This window comes from Bartonella sp. Raccoon60, from assembly GCF_002022585.1.
GTDB classification, from domain to species: Bacteria; Pseudomonadota; Alphaproteobacteria; order Rhizobiales; family Rhizobiaceae; genus Bartonella; species Bartonella rochalimae.
The window spans coordinates 159899-176082 of sequence record NZ_CP019786.1 but is presented as its reverse complement, the minus strand read 5'-3'; the positions used below and the strand labels follow the sequence as shown (position 1 = coordinate 176082).

19 protein-coding genes are annotated in these 16184 nt (G+C 36.6%); all 19 read right to left on the bottom strand.

From position 1 onward, the window contains the following. Nucleotides 1-459: 459 nt before the first annotated feature. Nucleotides 460-633, bottom strand: coding sequence for a hypothetical protein (locus tag Bra60_RS07095; protein ID WP_153300829.1), 174 nt, complete (start codon nt 631-633; stop codon nt 460-462). A gap of 633 nt (nt 634-1266) precedes the next feature. After that, a complete protein-coding gene (locus tag Bra60_RS07510) occupies nt 1267-6987 on the bottom strand; it encodes a Vomp family autotransporter (RefSeq protein WP_078697988.1) in 5721 nt (1906 codons plus the stop codon). 424 nt (nt 6988-7411) lie between these two features. Continuing rightward, nucleotides 7412-7609, bottom strand: a complete 198-nt coding sequence (locus tag Bra60_RS07505; protein ID WP_235692192.1) for a hypothetical protein — start codon at nt 7607-7609, stop codon at nt 7412-7414. A 14-nt stretch (nt 7610-7623) separates the two neighbouring features. Beyond that, a complete protein-coding gene (locus Bra60_RS07500; RefSeq protein WP_235692193.1) occupies nt 7624-7812 on the bottom strand; it encodes a hypothetical protein in 189 nt (62 codons plus the stop codon). Further along, nucleotides 7796-8326 carry a hypothetical protein gene (locus Bra60_RS07495; RefSeq protein WP_236823949.1) on the bottom strand — a complete coding sequence of 177 codons (531 nt, stop codon included), beginning with the start codon at nt 8324-8326 and terminating at the stop codon, nt 7796-7798. The genes Bra60_RS07500 and Bra60_RS07495 overlap by 17 nt, the downstream gene beginning before the upstream one ends. A 140-nt stretch (nt 8327-8466) precedes the next feature. Continuing rightward, nucleotides 8467-9627: a hypothetical protein gene (locus Bra60_RS07490; RefSeq protein ID WP_236823948.1), complete on the bottom strand. Its 1161-nt coding sequence runs from the start codon at nt 9625-9627 to the stop codon at nt 8467-8469. A gap of 9 nt (nt 9628-9636) precedes the next feature. Next, nucleotides 9637-9855 carry a hypothetical protein gene (locus Bra60_RS07485; protein WP_236823947.1) on the bottom strand — a complete coding sequence of 73 codons (219 nt, stop codon included), beginning with the start codon at nt 9853-9855 and terminating at the stop codon, nt 9637-9639. Continuing rightward, nucleotides 9855-10160, bottom strand: coding sequence for a conjugal transfer protein TrbD (gene trbD / locus Bra60_RS00770; protein WP_078688301.1), 306 nt, complete (start codon nt 10158-10160; stop codon nt 9855-9857). The genes Bra60_RS07485 and trbD overlap by 1 nt, the downstream gene beginning before the upstream one ends. Continuing rightward, the gene (locus tag Bra60_RS00765; protein WP_236823946.1) at nt 10160-10558 is read right to left on the bottom strand and encodes a TrbC/VirB2 family protein; all 399 of its coding nucleotides are present in this window, start codon (nt 10556-10558) and stop codon (nt 10160-10162) included. Before Bra60_RS00765 ends, trbD begins: the two co-directional genes overlap by 1 nt. Before the next feature lie 102 nt (nt 10559-10660). Continuing rightward, nucleotides 10661-11479: a P-type conjugative transfer ATPase TrbB gene (gene trbB, locus Bra60_RS00760; protein ID WP_236823945.1), complete on the bottom strand. Its 819-nt coding sequence runs from the start codon at nt 11477-11479 to the stop codon at nt 10661-10663. Between the two features lie 432 nt (nt 11480-11911). After that, complete coding sequence (locus Bra60_RS00755) at nt 11912-12217, bottom strand: hypothetical protein (protein WP_078688299.1); 306 nt, start codon at nt 12215-12217, stop codon at nt 11912-11914. A gap of 63 nt (nt 12218-12280) precedes the next feature. Continuing rightward, on the bottom strand, nt 12281-13579 hold the full coding sequence (locus Bra60_RS07480) for a toprim domain-containing protein (protein ID WP_236823944.1): 1299 nt from the start codon (nt 13577-13579) through the stop codon (nt 12281-12283). Between the two features lie 165 nt (nt 13580-13744). After that, the gene (locus tag Bra60_RS07475; RefSeq protein WP_236823943.1) at nt 13745-14035 is read right to left on the bottom strand and encodes a DUF5710 domain-containing protein; all 291 of its coding nucleotides are present in this window, start codon (nt 14033-14035) and stop codon (nt 13745-13747) included. Further along, the gene (locus tag Bra60_RS07470) at nt 14032-14469 is read right to left on the bottom strand and encodes a zincin-like metallopeptidase domain-containing protein (RefSeq protein ID WP_236823942.1); all 438 of its coding nucleotides are present in this window, start codon (nt 14467-14469) and stop codon (nt 14032-14034) included. Before Bra60_RS07470 ends, Bra60_RS07475 begins: the two co-directional genes overlap by 4 nt. After that, entirely contained in the window at nt 14358-14705 is a 348-nt protein-coding gene (locus Bra60_RS07465) for an ArdC-like ssDNA-binding domain-containing protein (protein WP_236823941.1), read from the bottom strand. Before Bra60_RS07465 ends, Bra60_RS07470 begins: the two co-directional genes overlap by 112 nt. Further along, complete coding sequence (locus Bra60_RS00745; RefSeq protein WP_236823940.1) at nt 14702-14917, bottom strand: conjugal transfer protein TraD; 216 nt, start codon at nt 14915-14917, stop codon at nt 14702-14704. The genes Bra60_RS07465 and Bra60_RS00745 overlap by 4 nt, the downstream gene beginning before the upstream one ends. Nucleotides 14918-14931: 14 nt before the next feature. Then, nucleotides 14932-15036: a S26 family signal peptidase gene (locus tag Bra60_RS07460; protein WP_236823939.1), complete on the bottom strand. Its 105-nt coding sequence runs from the start codon at nt 15034-15036 to the stop codon at nt 14932-14934. A gap of 538 nt (nt 15037-15574) precedes the next feature. Further along, nucleotides 15575-15730, bottom strand: a complete 156-nt coding sequence (locus Bra60_RS07455) for a hypothetical protein (protein WP_236823938.1) — start codon at nt 15728-15730, stop codon at nt 15575-15577. Then, complete coding sequence (locus tag Bra60_RS07450) at nt 15720-16172, bottom strand: type IV secretory system conjugative DNA transfer family protein (protein ID WP_236823937.1); 453 nt, start codon at nt 16170-16172, stop codon at nt 15720-15722. The genes Bra60_RS07455 and Bra60_RS07450 overlap by 11 nt, the downstream gene beginning before the upstream one ends. Nucleotides 16173-16184 lie beyond the last annotated feature (12 nt).

The following is a 16184-nucleotide window of genomic DNA, read 5'->3' as shown; positions in this document are numbered from 1 at the left end:
AATTGATATTGCCGTATTTTTGTTATGCTTAGTTTTAAAGCTGATCTCTTAGAACGAATTAATAACCGCGATAGTGTTTATTTTTCTTCTTTTTTACACTCTTGATATTATAATTCAGCTTTCAAAATTCATATTGGTATAATCTTTAGCTTTAGAAGTAGCATTTTGCATCATCGAGAACATTTTTTAGTTTTTCATGCAATTGTTCTCCATTAATAGCTTCTTTCAGATTCTTCGTGACTTTATCATTGTCCATATCTTCATCATAACAGGAGTATTTATATCTTCTCCTGCTCAAGTGATTTTTTGGTTTTCTTGCTATCTTCGTCTTTATTGTATTGAACTAAACTCTCAAATGTGTTTTCAAGATCATCCGCTTTTTGATTTTTTCAAAGCTAATTTCCTGTAACCACATCACTCAATGCCTTTTTCTACTTTACCATCTGCCACACCGCTCATTTACCATGCTGCACCATTATGACATGACCTCATAGGTCCCTGCATTCCACTTAAATCATCATGCTTTATTTTCTTTTCGATATTATCGAAATGATTATTTAGGTTTTCCATAGTTTTATTACCATCATTATTTACCAGCACATTCTCACCAATTATAAAATCTTCAATTCTCATAATATTTCAATCGAATCTACCAATAGAAACATCTGAGCTTATCTTGATTCCGCCAAAATCGTATTTTTAGGAATGAATTGCCTTAAGATATATCTGAGACACCGACACCAGAAGCATCTAGAATAAGACTTTATTTATAATAATACTTGATTTATAATAATACTTGAATTCAAAATTTTAGACTCACACTTCTTTATTCAAAAAGTCTACTGCCTCTTCACTCAAATTAAGAATTATTGGATAACTGTTCGATACACACAATAACCTCTACAAAACATAGAAAAATCCTTCACATTTCCAAACATAGTCTGCTTTATCTTTAATAGCCCATAATGAGAGAACCAATATAGAGCATAGAAAGCAAAAAATTAAATATGAATCCCTTAATTAAAAAAAGACATCCCAACAAAATCAGATCATGTATTTATTGTGAATAAGATTACAAAATAAATTCTATAAAAGAAAAGATTGCTCTATTAATCTATAGAGTTTTCTCTTTATAAAAAACTTACGCCCTTCCCTCATTTTTGAAGGAAAGACGTAAAAGAGATTTAAGAAAATATCCGTCTTAATCTTAATGCATTTCTCTTAATATCGCTGCACGATAATCATACCGTGCGCTTCTATAGACTATTAACGCACTGGCAAGGTAAAGCTGACTCCTGCACCAACACCCCAATGACCTCCCGCACCTGTCACAGACACATTAGAACGGATATTGCCATTTACAGATGTATAACCAGCACCAAAAGCAAGAGCAGATTGACTACGCCATAAACCAGTTCCAAATGCAACACTTAATGCACCAGGAATATTGTTATACCGCAAGTTAGCGACTGCTAAACCAATTGCTGCAGCTTGTCTTGCTTCTTTTCGGACTCCCTCAATGTTATAATTTAAAGCATCAAACTTCATATCCGTGTAGTCTTTTGCCTTCTCTACTGCGTCATCAATAGCATCGACAACAATATTCTTGACCTTTTCATCTGTGTATTTTTTTGCATCGTCAAGAGTAATCTCCATCTGTTGCTTGGTATAGTCATGTAACTGCCCCCCATTAACTGCTTCTTTCGAGCCTGCTTCAATCTTACCATCTGCAACATTGTCAATGACAACAGGTTGCCCAGCATCACCTCCTGCTAAAGTGATTTTATTAGTCTTTTTGCCATTTGCATCTTTGTCATATTGAACAGTATTCTCAGCTATACCGTTAATCGTGTTAGACATATGGTCTACTTTATTTTCAACATTCGTAACGCGTTCGTTGGTATCCCAAAGTTGCCCACCATTAACTGCCTCTTTCGAGTCTTTTTCAACTTTACCATTTGCAACACCAGTAATCTTACTGTCCTTTCCTTCTCGGTTTGCATCATAAGCGCCTTTTTCTTCATTCCATTGTAAAGCATCTGAACCAGGACCACCTTGTCCGCCTTGCTTTTCAAGCTTTTTAATTCGGTCATTTAAAATGGACATCCCGCCATTCACACCAGCAAAAGCACTGGCAACATCCTTATAGACCGCTTCAGAAGTAGAACCATTGGCACCAAACTTATAAATCGTAAAAGTAGGATCTGTCCATTCTCCATCTCTATATTTAGCACCGCCACCAAAATAAGAAGCAAGCTTGTTACTCATCTGAAAAAGCTGTTTCCCTGTAATAGCATCTGTCGAATTAATATCAATTTCCCCATCTAAAAGAAATGTCAGTTTGCTATTTTGTTTTGCTTGGCCTTTAGATCCATGAAGTGCAACAAAAGCTCCTTCTTTTTCACTCCATAACAAAGCATCACTAGAAATATTGGCAATTTTGTCATTAAAGTCGTCAATCACATACTGTACGCGCGCATTTACATTTTTAATATTCGCATCAAGCCCTGCAAAAGCCGAACCAACATCATTATAGATCTTTCTTGTTACAATTCCTTCCGTTGTCACATGCGATAAATCATAAACTGGTCGCGTAAAAGCACCATTGCTGAATTCTGTAACACCACCAAAAATGTTCGCAATATCTCCAGAGAGTTTATTAATCTGTTTTCCATTAACAGCATCACTCGATTCATTAGAAATTACACCATCTTTAAGATTATGAATAGCAACTGGTCCCTTACTCTTCTGTCCACCTAAAGTAATGTTTTTATAATCAATACTACCATTTGGCCTCTTATCGTAAAGAACTGCAGCAGCACTCATAGTCTCAAAATCTTTGTTAATCTCTCTTAAACTTTTATCAAGTTGGTCTTTGTTAACAGCTTCATTGCCTTGTACCGCAGCTTTTACACCAGAAAGAGTTCTATCTTTTCCTGGCCGATCTGAAATATCAATCTTAGTGCCGCCTCTTCTTGCACCAATGGTGATAAGTTTCGTATCTATATCTTGCTGAACAAGACTATTCGTCGTGATATTAGTGATTTCATTACGAATATCCTTCATAGAACCATCAACACCCTTAAATGCTGAACCAACATCATTATACTTAGAGCCATTAATGGTATAGGTTGGTGCTTTACCACTCAGAACATCCGCACCACCTCCAAAATATTTCGATGTATACACTGCAACCTTTGATAAATCACCTTGAATATTCGTTATATCTGTCTCTGCTTTTTCTACACTATGATTGAGTTTCTCAATATCTTGATTTGTTTTCCAAAGCTGTCCACCATTCACGGCATCGGTTGATTTTTCAAAAACAAGCCCATCCGCAACACCAGTAATCTTCCGTTGCTTCTTTTTATTGTTTAGGATGCTAATTTCAGTACCATTCACATTCTTACCAATTGTAATAAGACCACCTTGGGCTGAATCTTGCTGAACAAGGCTATTTTCCGTTATATTAGAGATTTTATTATTAATTTCCGTAAAAGTCGTATCAACACCTTTAAATGCTGAACCAACATCATTATACTCAGAGCCACTAATTGTGTAAGTTGGCGCATTACCAACCAAAACATCCGCACCACCTCCAAAATACTTTGATGTATTATAATCCAATTCTTCAATATCTTGTTCAGTATCCCAAAGCTGTCCACCATTCACTGCCTCAGAGGATCCTTTGGTAATCGCTCCTCCCAAAACACCAACAATCCTCCGCCTTTTACCTGCATTGTTATTAACATGTATTTCAATGCCACCTGTTTCCGCTCCAATTGTAATAAGATTATCCTGAGCCACATCTTGCTGAACAAGGCTATTTTCCGTGATATCGGAGATTTTATTATTAATTTCCGTAAAACTATTATCAACACCTTCAAACGCCGAGCCAACATCATTATACTTAGAGCCATTAACGGTATACGTTGGTGCTTTATCATTCAAAATATCCGCACCACCTCCAAAATATTTTGATGTATTGCTTGCAACCTGCCAAAGCTGGCCACCATTTATTGCATCCACTGATTGCTCAGTAACATCTCCATCATCAACACCAGTAATCTTCCGTAGATCACCTGTACTGTTTTTAATATCAATTACAGTACCATTTGTTTTCGCTCCAATAGTAATAAGATCATCTTGAGCTGAATCTTGCTGAACAAGGCTATTTTCCGTTATATTGGAGATTTCATTATTAATTTCCGTAAAAGCAACATCAACACCTTCAAACGCCGAGCCAACATCATTATAGGTAATACCATCAATTTCATAGTCTGGTCTTTTACCACCCAAAACATCCGCACCACCTCCAAAATACTCTGATATATTGCTTGCAATCCGCCAAAACTGACCACCATTTATTGCATCCGTTGATTGCTCAGTAACATCTCCATCATCAACACCAGTAATTTTCCGGTATTCATCTTCACTGTTCGTAATATCAATTAAAGTACCACCTGTTTTCGCTCCAATAGTAATAAGATCATCTTGAGCTGAATCTTGCTGAACAAGGCTATTTTCCGTTATATTAGAGATTTTATTATTAATTTCCGTAAAAGTCGTATCAACACCTTTAAATGCTGAACCAACATCATTATACTCAGAGCCACTAATTGTGTAAGTCGGCGCTTTACCAACCAAAACATCCGCACCATCTCCAAAATACTTTGATGTATTATAATCCAATTCTTCAATATCTTGTTCAGTATCCCAAAGCTGTCCACCATTCACTGCCTCAGAGGATCCTTTGGTAATCGCTCCTCCCAAAACACCAACAATCCTCCGCCTTTTACCTGCATTGTTATTAACATGTATTTCAATGCCACCTGTTTCCGCTCCAATTGTAATAAGATTATCCTGAGCCTCATCTTGCTGAACAAGGCTACTTGCTGCAATATTGGATATTTTATTATTAATTTCCGTAAAACTATTATCAACACCTTCAAACGCCGAGCCAACATCATTATACTTAGAGCCATTAACGGTATACGTTGGTGCTTTATCATTCAAAATATCCGCACCACCTCCAAAATATTTTGATGTATTGCTTGCAACCTGCCAAAGCTGACCACCATTTATTGCATCCACTGATTGCTCAGTAACATCTCCATCATCAACACCAGTAATCTTCCGTAGATCACCTGTACTGTTTTTAATATCAATTACAGTACCATTTGTTTTCGCTCCAATAGTAATAAGATCATCTTGAGCTGAATCTTGCTGAACAAGGCTATTTTCCGTTATATTGGAGATTTCATTATTAATTTCCGTAAAAGCAACATCAACACCTTCAAACGCCGAGCCAACATCATTATAGGTAATACCATCAATTTCATAGTCTGGTCTTTTACCACCCAAAACATCCGCACCACCTCCAAAATACTCTGATATATTGCTTGCAATCCGCCAAAACTGACCACCATTTATTGCATCCGTTGATTGCTCAGTAACATCTCCATCATCAACACCAGTAATTTTCCGGTATTCATCTTCACTGTTCGTAATATCAATTAAAGTACCACCTGTTTTCGCTCCAATAGTAATAAGATCATCTTGAGCTGAATCTTGCTGAACAAGGCTATTTTCCGTTATATTAGAGATTTTATTATTAATTTCCGTAAAAGTCGTATCAACACCTTTAAATGCTGAACCAACATCATTATACTCAGAGCCACTAATTGTGTAAGTCGGCGCTTTACCAACCAAAACATCCGCACCATCTCCAAAATACTTTGATGTATTATAATCCAATTCTTCAATATCTTGTTCAGTATCCCAAAGCTGTCCACCATTCACTGCCTCAGAGGATCCTTTGGTAATCGCTCCTCCCAAAACACCAACAATCCTCCGCCTTTTACCTGCATTGTTATTAACATGTATTTCAATGCCACCTGTTTCCGCTCCAATTGTAATAAGATTATCCTGAGCCGCATCTTGCTGAACAAGGCTATTTTCCGTGATATCGGAGATTTTATTATTAATTTCCGTAAAACTATTATCAACACCTTCAAACGCCGAGCCAACATCATTATACTTAGAGCCATTAACGGTATACGTTGGTGCTTTATCATTCAAAATATCCGCACCACCTCCAAAATATGCTGATGTATTTTGCGCAACTTTTGTTACATTAGCCTGAATCTGAGTTATATTCGTCTCTATATTATCAATCTCAGTCTCTAATTCTGAAATTTTTCCATTAGTCTCCCAAAGCTGAGATCCATTTACTGCCTCAGTTGAATGTTCAGAAACTTCTCCACCCCCAAGACCAGAAATCTTCCGCGATTGCTTTTCATTGTTTATAATATCGATTGTATCTCCATTAACACTACGACCAATGGTAATCAGACCTGTCTGCCCATCTTGTTGAATAAGGCTATCACCCCCTGTAAGAATCATCTCTCTTAATGCTTGTAACTGTGCAACATTCACTGCATCTGACAAATCAGTATCAGCCGCTACTCCCACAATCTGTCTAGTTACGCCATTCTGAGGATTACCAACACTGACTACGCCTTTAGTACTTTTCCATACAAAATCATTTATCGCCGAGCTACCGTTAACTCTAGGATCATAACCAGCAATACCATAAGAAGTAACTGCAACAGAATTTCCTCCTCCAGTCCAATTAACTTTTTTTGTTGAGGAGCCATAAGGATTCCGACCAGAAAATGTTTCGTTATTAATAAACCTCTCATATTGCTCTTCTGCAGTTATGGCCGTCCCAGGTTTTTGAGCACCACCGCGACCGGCAACATTATCAACACCACAATAATCATTATCACCGTTTAAAACAATACTACCATGACTCCCCTTTATATAAGCAATATAAGCAGAAGCAGGGTCATTTGAACTGTAAATAGTCGCTCCTGTTATTGCAACATTAGCTGAAAAAACAGGAGAAGTACTGGACAAAAGAGCAGATACCGCTGCTCCTAATGAAACCGTTTTAATGATATTTTGTGTTGATTTTTTTTTCATAATAAACCCCTCAATAAAAAACACATTCAATGCTAAAAACAAAGCCCAGCCTCACAAAAAAGAGCAAAAGCAACCCCTCCGCAAAACCACTTTTGCGTACTAAAAAATTCATAAAAATCTGAAAGCTACCCCGCCAATGCCGAAATCTATTGTGGTATCATTTTAAAACTCTGAATTTCACAAAAGGCCTAAAACCTTTCCATCCTAAAGTCTTAAAATAAATCAATAAAAATTTGAAATTACTCTGTCCTCTCTATCAGAGAGCAATGCGATCCTTCCTTCGATAAAAATCATTTTCAATAAAGAACAATTTGTCCTTTAGATGGAGCACATAAACCAAATGGCAAGTGTATAAATGAATAATTTTTTCTTCACCCTAAAAAATTCATTTTATATCAACCATAAAAAATACTTTCATAATGCATCACACCTGCAAATTTGCAATGATACGTTTTTGTATTTCAGAAAGATTTTCCTTACTAGAAACCGCTACAAAAGAGAGAACAATCTCTCCTAATCCTAAATCAAAAAGGCGACGACCAAGAACAGACTTATAGTAATACTGCCTTTTCTTTTTGGCTGTTTTTATAATTTGAATTTCTTTGTCGTTCAGACCAATCATTCTCTAGAAATCTATCACTCCCGAAATACCATCAGTACCTTCGTCTCTGCTTCCTCATTAGGCAGGAGAATTTTTGTAGGATATTGTTCAAGAAGAACATCAAGAATACCAGAACGTGCTGTATCTGATAAACTTTGCGTAGCCATAAGGACAAGATAATTCTTTTTACGCAATTCTTTCAACCATTCACGAATTTTTTTCACGAAAAACAGGATGGCCAAGCATAATCCATGCTTCATCTAGCGAGAGAATAGATGGTTGTCCTTTTAAACTTTTTTCAAAACGCCTAAAAAGATAAAGCAAAACTGGTAAAGCATTTTTATCTCCTAACTTCATCAATTCATCAATTTCGTAAACAACGAAATTGTGCTCTTCTTCAAGTGGTTTCTTACCATCCAATAAATGCCCCATAGCACCAGAAAGTGTGTAATGCAAAAGAGCTTGATGAATTTCCTTATCCTGAACTGTCGTGACAAAATTGCCTAATGAACGCATATGCTTAGGCGTCTGCTTCATTTGTTGCATTGCACGATGAATTTCCATTTTTTGTTTTGGTGTTGGAGCAAGTCCTGTCTGAAGTTCATAACAAATTGAAACCCATTCTTGAGCCCAGAGATTATCGGCATCCGTATCAACATCTGCTAAAGGCATAAGAGCATTCAAACTGCTATCACTTTCTCCAATATCATAGTGACGGCCACTTACAGCATGACACAAAGTAATAAGGAACACCCTTTATCAAAAGCTGTTATATGCGCAGGAAGGTGCTTACCATTCTCATCTACTGCTTTTGACCAATAACGACATGATTGCGCAAGTAAAAAAGCAAGAAGAGTTGATTTTCCTGCACCAGTTGGTCAAAAAACAAGAGTGTGGCCAACATCATCAACATGCAAATTAAGACGAAAAGGAGTTGCCCCTGTTGTAACTACTTGAGATAAAGCAGGAGAATTATCAGGATAAAGAGGGCAAGGATTATTTTGCAATCCTGGCCATACACTCGAAAGAGGTAACATATCAGCAAGATTTTGCGTATTAATTAATGGCCGTCGAATATTCGGATAAGTTTGTCCAGCAATGGATCCTAACCACGCCTCCATTGTATTAAGTGTTTCAATGCGCGCAGAAAAACCTTTATGTTCAACTTCCCGTTTTACCAGTCTGGCATTTTCGATCAAAACTTCACGATCTTCATGCATTAAAACAATAGTCGGAGAATAATAACCATAAGCAACAAGACCTGATCGTGCTTCATTCATGGCAACTTCCGCTTGTTGTGTCATCAACAAAGCGTCCATATTAATAGTTCCCTTATTGGTTTTAAAAACTTGAGAAAAAAATCCTCTGACTTTTTGCTGCCATTTCAATCGGTATTTATTTAAGGCTGTAATAGCTTCATGCTGATCCATAAAGATAAAGCGGCTTGACCATCTATAATGCAAAGGTAAACCATCAAGAATGTCTAAGATACCCGGATAACTGGCTGCTGGAAAACCATCGATCGAAATACAGGCAATAAATTTATCTCCAAGCCGTAGTGTATCTCCTGGCCATAAATCAGTATAACCAAGCCATGAATCCAAATACATGGGGCAATTGGGTATTCGAAGAGTAACGGCTTCCCCATTAATGGCATAATGTAAATAATTAACAAGCTGATCACTTTGATAAGTTTCTGCACCATTGTTCAGAGTGACAGTTTTCATGCGATGCATTTTAAGAAGATCACCAAGACCAATAAAGAGATCCTCTATTTTCTTTTTAAATTCTTCTAGCAAACGCTCAGCAGGAGTTGTCGTTTCAACCGTATCATCGTCATAGACGATTTCCCCTAACTTAGATGATTTGCGTGTCGGAGGAAGATACTGGATCAACAAAGCATATTCTGTTTCATAATGCATCTCACTGCGCTTGAAGTAAGAGCGTCGTTCTGCATCAATCAACGCCGTAATAGAATCTGGAAAATGTGATAATGTTGCATCCGGATAACCGGGAGACTCTACACGGATAGCATCCACCCATATGGCCTATCCTGAATGAAAACGAGAAAGATATGTATTCACTAGTCCCGCTATATAATTTCTTTCTGTATCTGTCGCTGACATGGGATCATTCCCACGAAGAAAAAAACCAGCTAACAAAGAACCATCTTTGCCTAAAACAATGCCATCATCAATCAATGCAGCAAAATTCAGAAGATCAGGAAGACCTGCTAAGGATGAACGAAAATGTTTTAATTTAAGCATTAATAAGGTCTTACTGACTGTGCAACACGAAAGGGCGTTGAAAAAGGCGCATAATAGCGACGATATTTCAATTGACGAATATAAATTCGAGACAAAATAGGATCAAATTTTGCCATTCTTCGCAGCACATAAAGACAAATAAACCAAATACAAAGACCAACACTAACCGCAACAATATTCATGGCCGAAACAATAAGAATACCAGTCAAAAGCATCGAAAGAAGCATTAATTCCCGCTCTCCCCCCATAATTTGTTGAGGACGATGAAGAGAACGAAATAATTGCGTTTGTCTTTTACCCCCCATTATAATCCTCCAACCAACACATTTGCAGGCACAACAGCACCAGAAAAGAGAGCGCCGGTAAGAAGAGTGTTCGCAAAAACAATAACACTAATAACAAGAACAAGATAAATAATTCGCTTCACAAATTCGCCAACTTCACCCCCAAAAATCAAAGCAATTCCACCCGCCACAAGTCCCATTAAGGAAACAGCAAAAGCAACAGGTCCTGAAACTGATTTCCTTAGTTTTTCAAGAGGTGTTTCCCAGGGTAAAGCTACACCTCCTCCAGCTGTCGCATCAGAGGCATAAACCATATCTCTCAAAAGAAAAAATAAGAGAACAAAAACTCCTACAGCGTATAAAATTATCATTTGATTATAAGAATTATTCTTTTTATAAATTGAGGATAAGTGCATCATTTTTTCCTTTAATAAATGAGATTAGTTACATATTTATTGGCTGTGTGATCGTATCCACACACTTCAATAATTTCTTTAACCTTTCGGCCAGAAGAAATTTTCTCAATACTTAAAAACGACATCAATTGTTTCAGCAATCAGTTGTTGCATAGGAGCAATCGTTGCTTCTGCTATTAATTGTTGAATTCTTGTTAAACCAGTTGAAGCATCATTAGCATGAACCGTTGCTATGCCCCCTGGATGACCTGTATTCCAGCTTTTTAAAAGAGCTAAAGCCGCACCATCTCTTACTTCACCAACAATAATGCGATCAAGAGCCATACGCATCGTTACTTTAAGTAATCGCGTCATATCTATATATTCAACAGCACGAAATGTTACTGTATTGGGCGCAGCACATTGAAGCTCAGCAGTATCCTCAATAATCACAAAACGCTCTTCCGGAAAGGTATCGGTTATTTCTTTGAGGATTGCGTTCGTTAAAGTTGTCTTCCCCGTTCCTGTTCCACCAACAACAAGAATATTTTTGTGATTTTTCACTGCACACTTTAAAAGCAATCTCTGCTGTGGAGTAAGAATATTCTTTTCAACATAGTCATCTAACGTAAAAATCTGTGTTGCTTTTTTCCGAATTGTAAATGCTGGTGCTGCAATAATGGGTAGGATTACCGCCTCAAAACGGCTTCCATCTATCGGAAGTTCGCATTTAAGAATAGGACATTCTTTAGTGATTTGAGTACCAAGAGAAGTGGCTACTGTTCCCATTACAGCTTCAGCCCAATGGGCTTCCATCATCCCTACTGTTTTTTTTGCTTCACCTAAATGTTCAACCCATAAAGTTCCATCAGGGTTCAGCATAATCTCTATAACTGTTGGATCTCGCAGATAACTGCATACCTGCTGCCCAAATTCAAAATACATTTTCTTAATAAGCCGTCTCCTTTGTCCAGAATCCGTCTTATTTTTCAATGCAGTTATGGATAAATTACCCCCAATGTAACGCTTAAATCCCCGTATACAGCAAAATTTGAGTGTTAATCTACAAGATGAATCTGATCAATAAAAAATACCTATCTAATAGAGTTTATCCCCACTTTGGTTTTCTAAAGAGAAAAATCTTTATCATTTGTAAGATCAACACCGATAGCTTCTTTGTAGAAATCTGCCGTTGATGTATAATGAACATCCATCCTAACCTAAAAAACAAACTTTTATGACACAAATGATAATATTTAAATACTTTTTAAATATTTACTATATATTTTGTACGTAAATAATAAATATTTATTATTTATTTTCTTTCCATTGGATGGCTATACTATGCAAAAATCACAAAGAAAATGTTGTAATTTATCAGAAATGGTGACCTCCTATCACAACACCTTTGTCTAACCAATCTGAACCATATTCTTTATCGGCATTCTTGGTAGAAAACCCCATATCACGAATAAATTGTGCTCCACGCCATTTTCTAAGACATAAAAGAGCATGCGCAGGATATTCAGCCATCGCCAACCACTCCCATTTTGTTTGGTCGTCATTAGTTTTTTCTGCTGCCTCTGCTTCAACCATATAAATACCATTTTCAGATGATCCCCCTGCTCGCAATTCCTCACGCTCAGCATCGGTCATATAGCTCTTAGGCATTTTCTTTTTCATCAAAATCTCCTCAGCATTTTAATAGCCGAATTTAAACAATACGAAATTTCATTTTCTACTTATTTAAAGCTCCATTTCTTGACTATTTTTTGCTCTATATAGAATTGTACTTGGCTTTTGAGATAACCTTTGTTCTTTATCTTGCGAAAGACGAGATCTAACACGTGAAATCATCGTTTTATCGTTGGAATTGATATTTCGTCTATTAAGAGCTGCTGCTCTTTGACGGAGTTGATTAGCAGCATAACGTTCATCATTAACATAGCGATCATCAAGTGAAGTGGTGGGATCATCAACAGCATATTGATCTTGAATATTAGCAAGCATTTGAAATCGTTCAACAGCAATTCTTGCTTCTATTTCAGCTACTCTCATTTTAGATAAAAAATCTTTTTTAGCTTTTTTATTTCCATGCACTCTTTTGTAATCATCCCAACCAGAAAAATCTCGTTCTTCTTCCTGAAACTCAGGATAAATCACTCCTCCACCAATATCTAATGCTGCACTATAAGCTGCTGTAATGCCAACATTCATAGATTTTTTGCCATGAGCTTGTGAAGCATGATCATTATCTGCAACAAATAAAATCATACGATCTGGATATTGATCACGCATCACTTTAGCTACATTTCTTAAATTTCCAGCGTCAAAAGCAGCTACAACAGGCATCTGAACCATCTCTGCGACGGCAGAAGCTGTAGCATATCCTTCTGCAATAAAAATAGGTTTTTCTAAATCATCATTAAGAGCAGACATTCCCACACTCTCAGCGCCTACAATCGTAAAACTTTCATGCTTTTTGCCATCTTTCATAAAGGATTTAAAAGTGGGATTAACTATTTGCAGTGTCCTTAAATTGTTTTCTTTATCTCTCAATGGAATAATTAAATCACCCACTAAAAATGTTCTAATATTAGAATTACTTTGCTTTATTTTCTTAGCCTCTTCAGGGGATTTAGCAACTCTTACACCTTGCTCCTTAAGATCATCTGGAAAATCCTCGGGAATTTCTCTTAAATCATCTGTTTTTATAATGCCCTTAAGTTTGCAATAAGCATTATCTGGAGTTGCTCTTTTACTCGTTTCCCATATACATGAAGCAAATATTGCAGCATTTTCTTGTTTTTCAGCAATTTCTTTTTCTAAAATTTTTCGCCGTTCTTGAATTTCAATGGCCAACTTCTTTTTTTGTTCTACAGAAAGAGAGGAAACAATCTTCTCAGGTTTCCAATAAATTTTTTCGCCAGTGCGAAAATTTTGAATATATCCTCCTCCTGAAGGAGAGGAATAACCAACATAAGCTCCACTTTTTTGACTTTTCTTGTCATTTTTAACAGGAACTCTATGTAATTTTCCATCCATAAGTGGATCATCAACAAGTAAACCTGCCGAATAGAGAGCTTCTTTAAATTGTTGCTCAATTGGTAAAATTGAGTTTGAGTGTGCATGCTCAAAAGAAAAACGAGAAAGACCTCTTTCAGTTAAATTTGTACCAGCAGGAACATACCAAGATTTAGCTTCTTTATCCTATTGAGCACCAGCATTTTTAGCCTCTTCCTTTTGCGAATAAGGAACATTTAAGTAAATTTTTTTCTGATTATCTAATTCATGTTTTTTCCTCACCGACGGAAATGACTTTTTTTCAACATCGATAACTTTGACTGTTTCGAATTCTATAATAAAAGTTTTAATTTTTTCAGCAGCATAAGAAGCTCTAAAAATTTCTTTTGGATCTTTTTGTATAATCTCAATCCATGAAGAAACATAGGAAGAGTGAGGCGCCGGATCATAACCTACACTAAACTGTTCCCCTATCAACTAAACTGTTCCCCTATCATAAGAGAAGCAATAGATGCTCGAAGTTTTTCCTTAGCATATCCAGAAGAACCAAAAGGATATATTATATCACGATTAAGTCTTGAGGAGTGACCCGTCCAGTGTCCCATTTCATGTAAAGCAGCAGCATAAAAATTATCCATTGAAATAAACTGATGTTGCTCTGGTAAATAAATAGTATCAATGTCACCACCACGATAAAAGGAACGGTTTCTATTTCCTATATCAATTTTTGCCCCTGACGCTGTTGAAAGTGCTTCTACTCGTGCATGTCTTGTTTTTTCTGAAGGGAGAGGATGTAATTCTAAGGGTGGAAGTCCATCAATTTGTTCAGCGTTAAAAACTTTTCCGAAAAAAATACAGAATTGATCGCTTGTCTCGCTCTGTTTCCAATAAAGAATGTTTGTAGCCTGCATCCCTTTTTAATTTTACAATCCATTTCATTTGCTTGCTTATATGTAAGCCAACGAGGATCGGTATATTCTTGACTTAAAAGCCAAAGACTATTGATACCCTTATAGATATCACCGGTTTTTGCATTATAAGGCATTTTCATACATCCTGGAGAGAATGTTTGTTGCCATGGTGCTCTTCCTTGTTGAAGTTGCATAATTAAGCGATCTGCTACTGTTTTTTCATATTCAGAAGTCATGATTGGTCTTCTGCATCTAAAAACATATCAATATTCGATGTATCTGTAACATTGGATTCCCAAGCCTCTTCTTCTGAGAGAGCAGTTTCTTCAAAAACACCATAGCTTTCTGCTTCTTCTCGGCTTAATACAATTTTGACTCCAGGCACATAAATATCATTCATATTCCTAGAATAGACAGGACTTACTTTCAGAGTTGTTTTTTTCATCATAAAAATCTTTCTATTTAAAAGGTTAAAATAGGCTCTGCTGAACCTATAATGTTGACTATTGGAACCGCACCAAAATAACGGCTATCAAAACTAACTGGATCAAAACTTGAAAGAACCAAGCATATCCCTCTTGAACTCGGTATTTTCCCTTTGGTAAAGATGATAATCCCTCCTTTTTTTGGCTATTTTTTAATAAGCTTCCATTAACGCTCACGCCTTTTTCCGTTACATGAACCACATCACCAGCAATAGCTACTAATGGTTTTAAAAATGAAATAGAACCACTAGGACAAACACCGGAGCGAAGATAACCTTTTGTTAACGAACATCTTGACAAGAGGCACATCTGGAGAACAAATTTCCATTAGAGATCCCCTTTTCAAATCCTTTTGAAAATAATTAATTTTCCAAAGTCCTCTAGGAGCAGAATGTGAATAATTCACTCTAAACCCTTGCGAAAAAGCAAAAAGGATACAGCATGCACTTGCAAGAAAACATACAATAAAAACAATAATTAACTGCTTGATCAAAAAACAAATCCTTTTTCGTCTTTTTTCGATTCATTTCTCGGATGTAAATAATCTGTAACAGGAGGAGGAATCTTTGAAGCACTTGAAAAAAATGGATCCAAAAAATAAAGAATCTGGGTACCTCTAATCACGCTGTTCCCAGCGACAAAATAAGCATTTCACCTGGCTCAATAATATTCCCTGAATGGTCTTTTTTAGCGCCCTGCAGGCGCATAATCTCATCAGTTGTCATCAATGGTCGCTTTATTTCTTCATAAGAGGTTGAAACTTGCTCAAGCATCATACCAAAACGTTTTCCAGAAGTAGAAGTTTTCCCTAACAATGGTTGTTTCCCCCGCCATTTTGCTCATCCATTCTGCTGTTTCAACCTTATTATGGGCATACGCAATACGAATATGACAATTAGAAATGATACTTTCATTCGTTGTGTAAATTTTGTAAAGTTGCTGTACGTCTTGGGTAATAATGTAAGCTTTCAGCCCATATCCAGCAATATAAGCAAGCGCTTTTTCAAAAATTTCTAATTTACCCAAAATTGGGAACTCATCAAGCATCAAAAGTAGCCGATGTTTATGAATTGTCTTTGATCTTCCATCATCAAATTCCATTCGATCTGAAAGAGAGAGAACCATTTGTGTTAAAAGCAACCGTGCCAATGGCTTCATCCGATCTAAATTACGCGGTGTAGTAATAAAATATAGGGACACAGAATCTTCTGAATCCATCAAATCACTGAC

Bases quoted from the DNA above. Each gene is read 5' to 3' on its own strand.
- Bra60_RS07095 (WP_153300829.1), bottom strand. From the start codon at position 633: ATGAGAATTGAAGATTTTATAATTGGTGAGAATGTGCTGGTAAATAAT.
- Bra60_RS07510 (WP_078697988.1), bottom strand. From the start codon at position 6,987: ATGAAAAAAAAATCAACACAAAATATCATTAAAACGGTTTCATTAGGA.
- Bra60_RS07505 (WP_235692192.1), bottom strand. From the start codon at position 7,609: ATGATTGGTCTGAACGACAAAGAAATTCAAATTATAAAAACAGCCAAA.
- Bra60_RS07485 (WP_236823947.1), bottom strand. From the start codon at position 9,855: ATGCTTAAATTAAAACATTTTCGTTCATCCTTAGCAGGTCTTCCTGAT.
- trbD (WP_078688301.1), bottom strand. From the start codon at position 10,160: ATGGGGGGTAAAAGACAAACGCAATTATTTCGTTCTCTTCATCGTCCT.
- Bra60_RS00765 (WP_236823946.1), bottom strand. From the start codon at position 10,558: ATGATGCACTTATCCTCAATTTATAAAAAGAATAATTCTTATAATCAA.
- trbB (WP_236823945.1), bottom strand. From the start codon at position 11,479: ATGTATTTTGAATTTGGGCAGCAGGTATGCAGTTATCTGCGAGATCCA.
- Bra60_RS00755 (WP_078688299.1), bottom strand. From the start codon at position 12,217: ATGAAAAAGAAAATGCCTAAGAGCTATATGACCGATGCTGAGCGTGAG.
- Bra60_RS07480 (WP_236823944.1), bottom strand. From the start codon at position 13,579: ATGGATGGAAAATTACATAGAGTTCCTGTTAAAAATGACAAGAAAAGT.
- Bra60_RS07470 (WP_236823942.1), bottom strand. From the start codon at position 14,469: ATGCAGGCTACAAACATTCTTTATTGGAAACAGAGCGAGACAAGCGAT.
- Bra60_RS07465 (WP_236823941.1), bottom strand. From the start codon at position 14,705: ATGACTTCTGAATATGAAAAAACAGTAGCAGATCGCTTAATTATGCAA.
- Bra60_RS00745 (WP_236823940.1), bottom strand. From the start codon at position 14,917: ATGATGAAAAAAACAACTCTGAAAGTAAGTCCTGTCTATTCTAGGAAT.
- Bra60_RS07455 (WP_236823938.1), bottom strand. From the start codon at position 15,730: ATGATGCTTGAGCAAGTTTCAACCTCTTATGAAGAAATAAAGCGACCA.
- Bra60_RS07450 (WP_236823937.1), bottom strand. From the start codon at position 16,172: ATGGATTCAGAAGATTCTGTGTCCCTATATTTTATTACTACACCGCGT.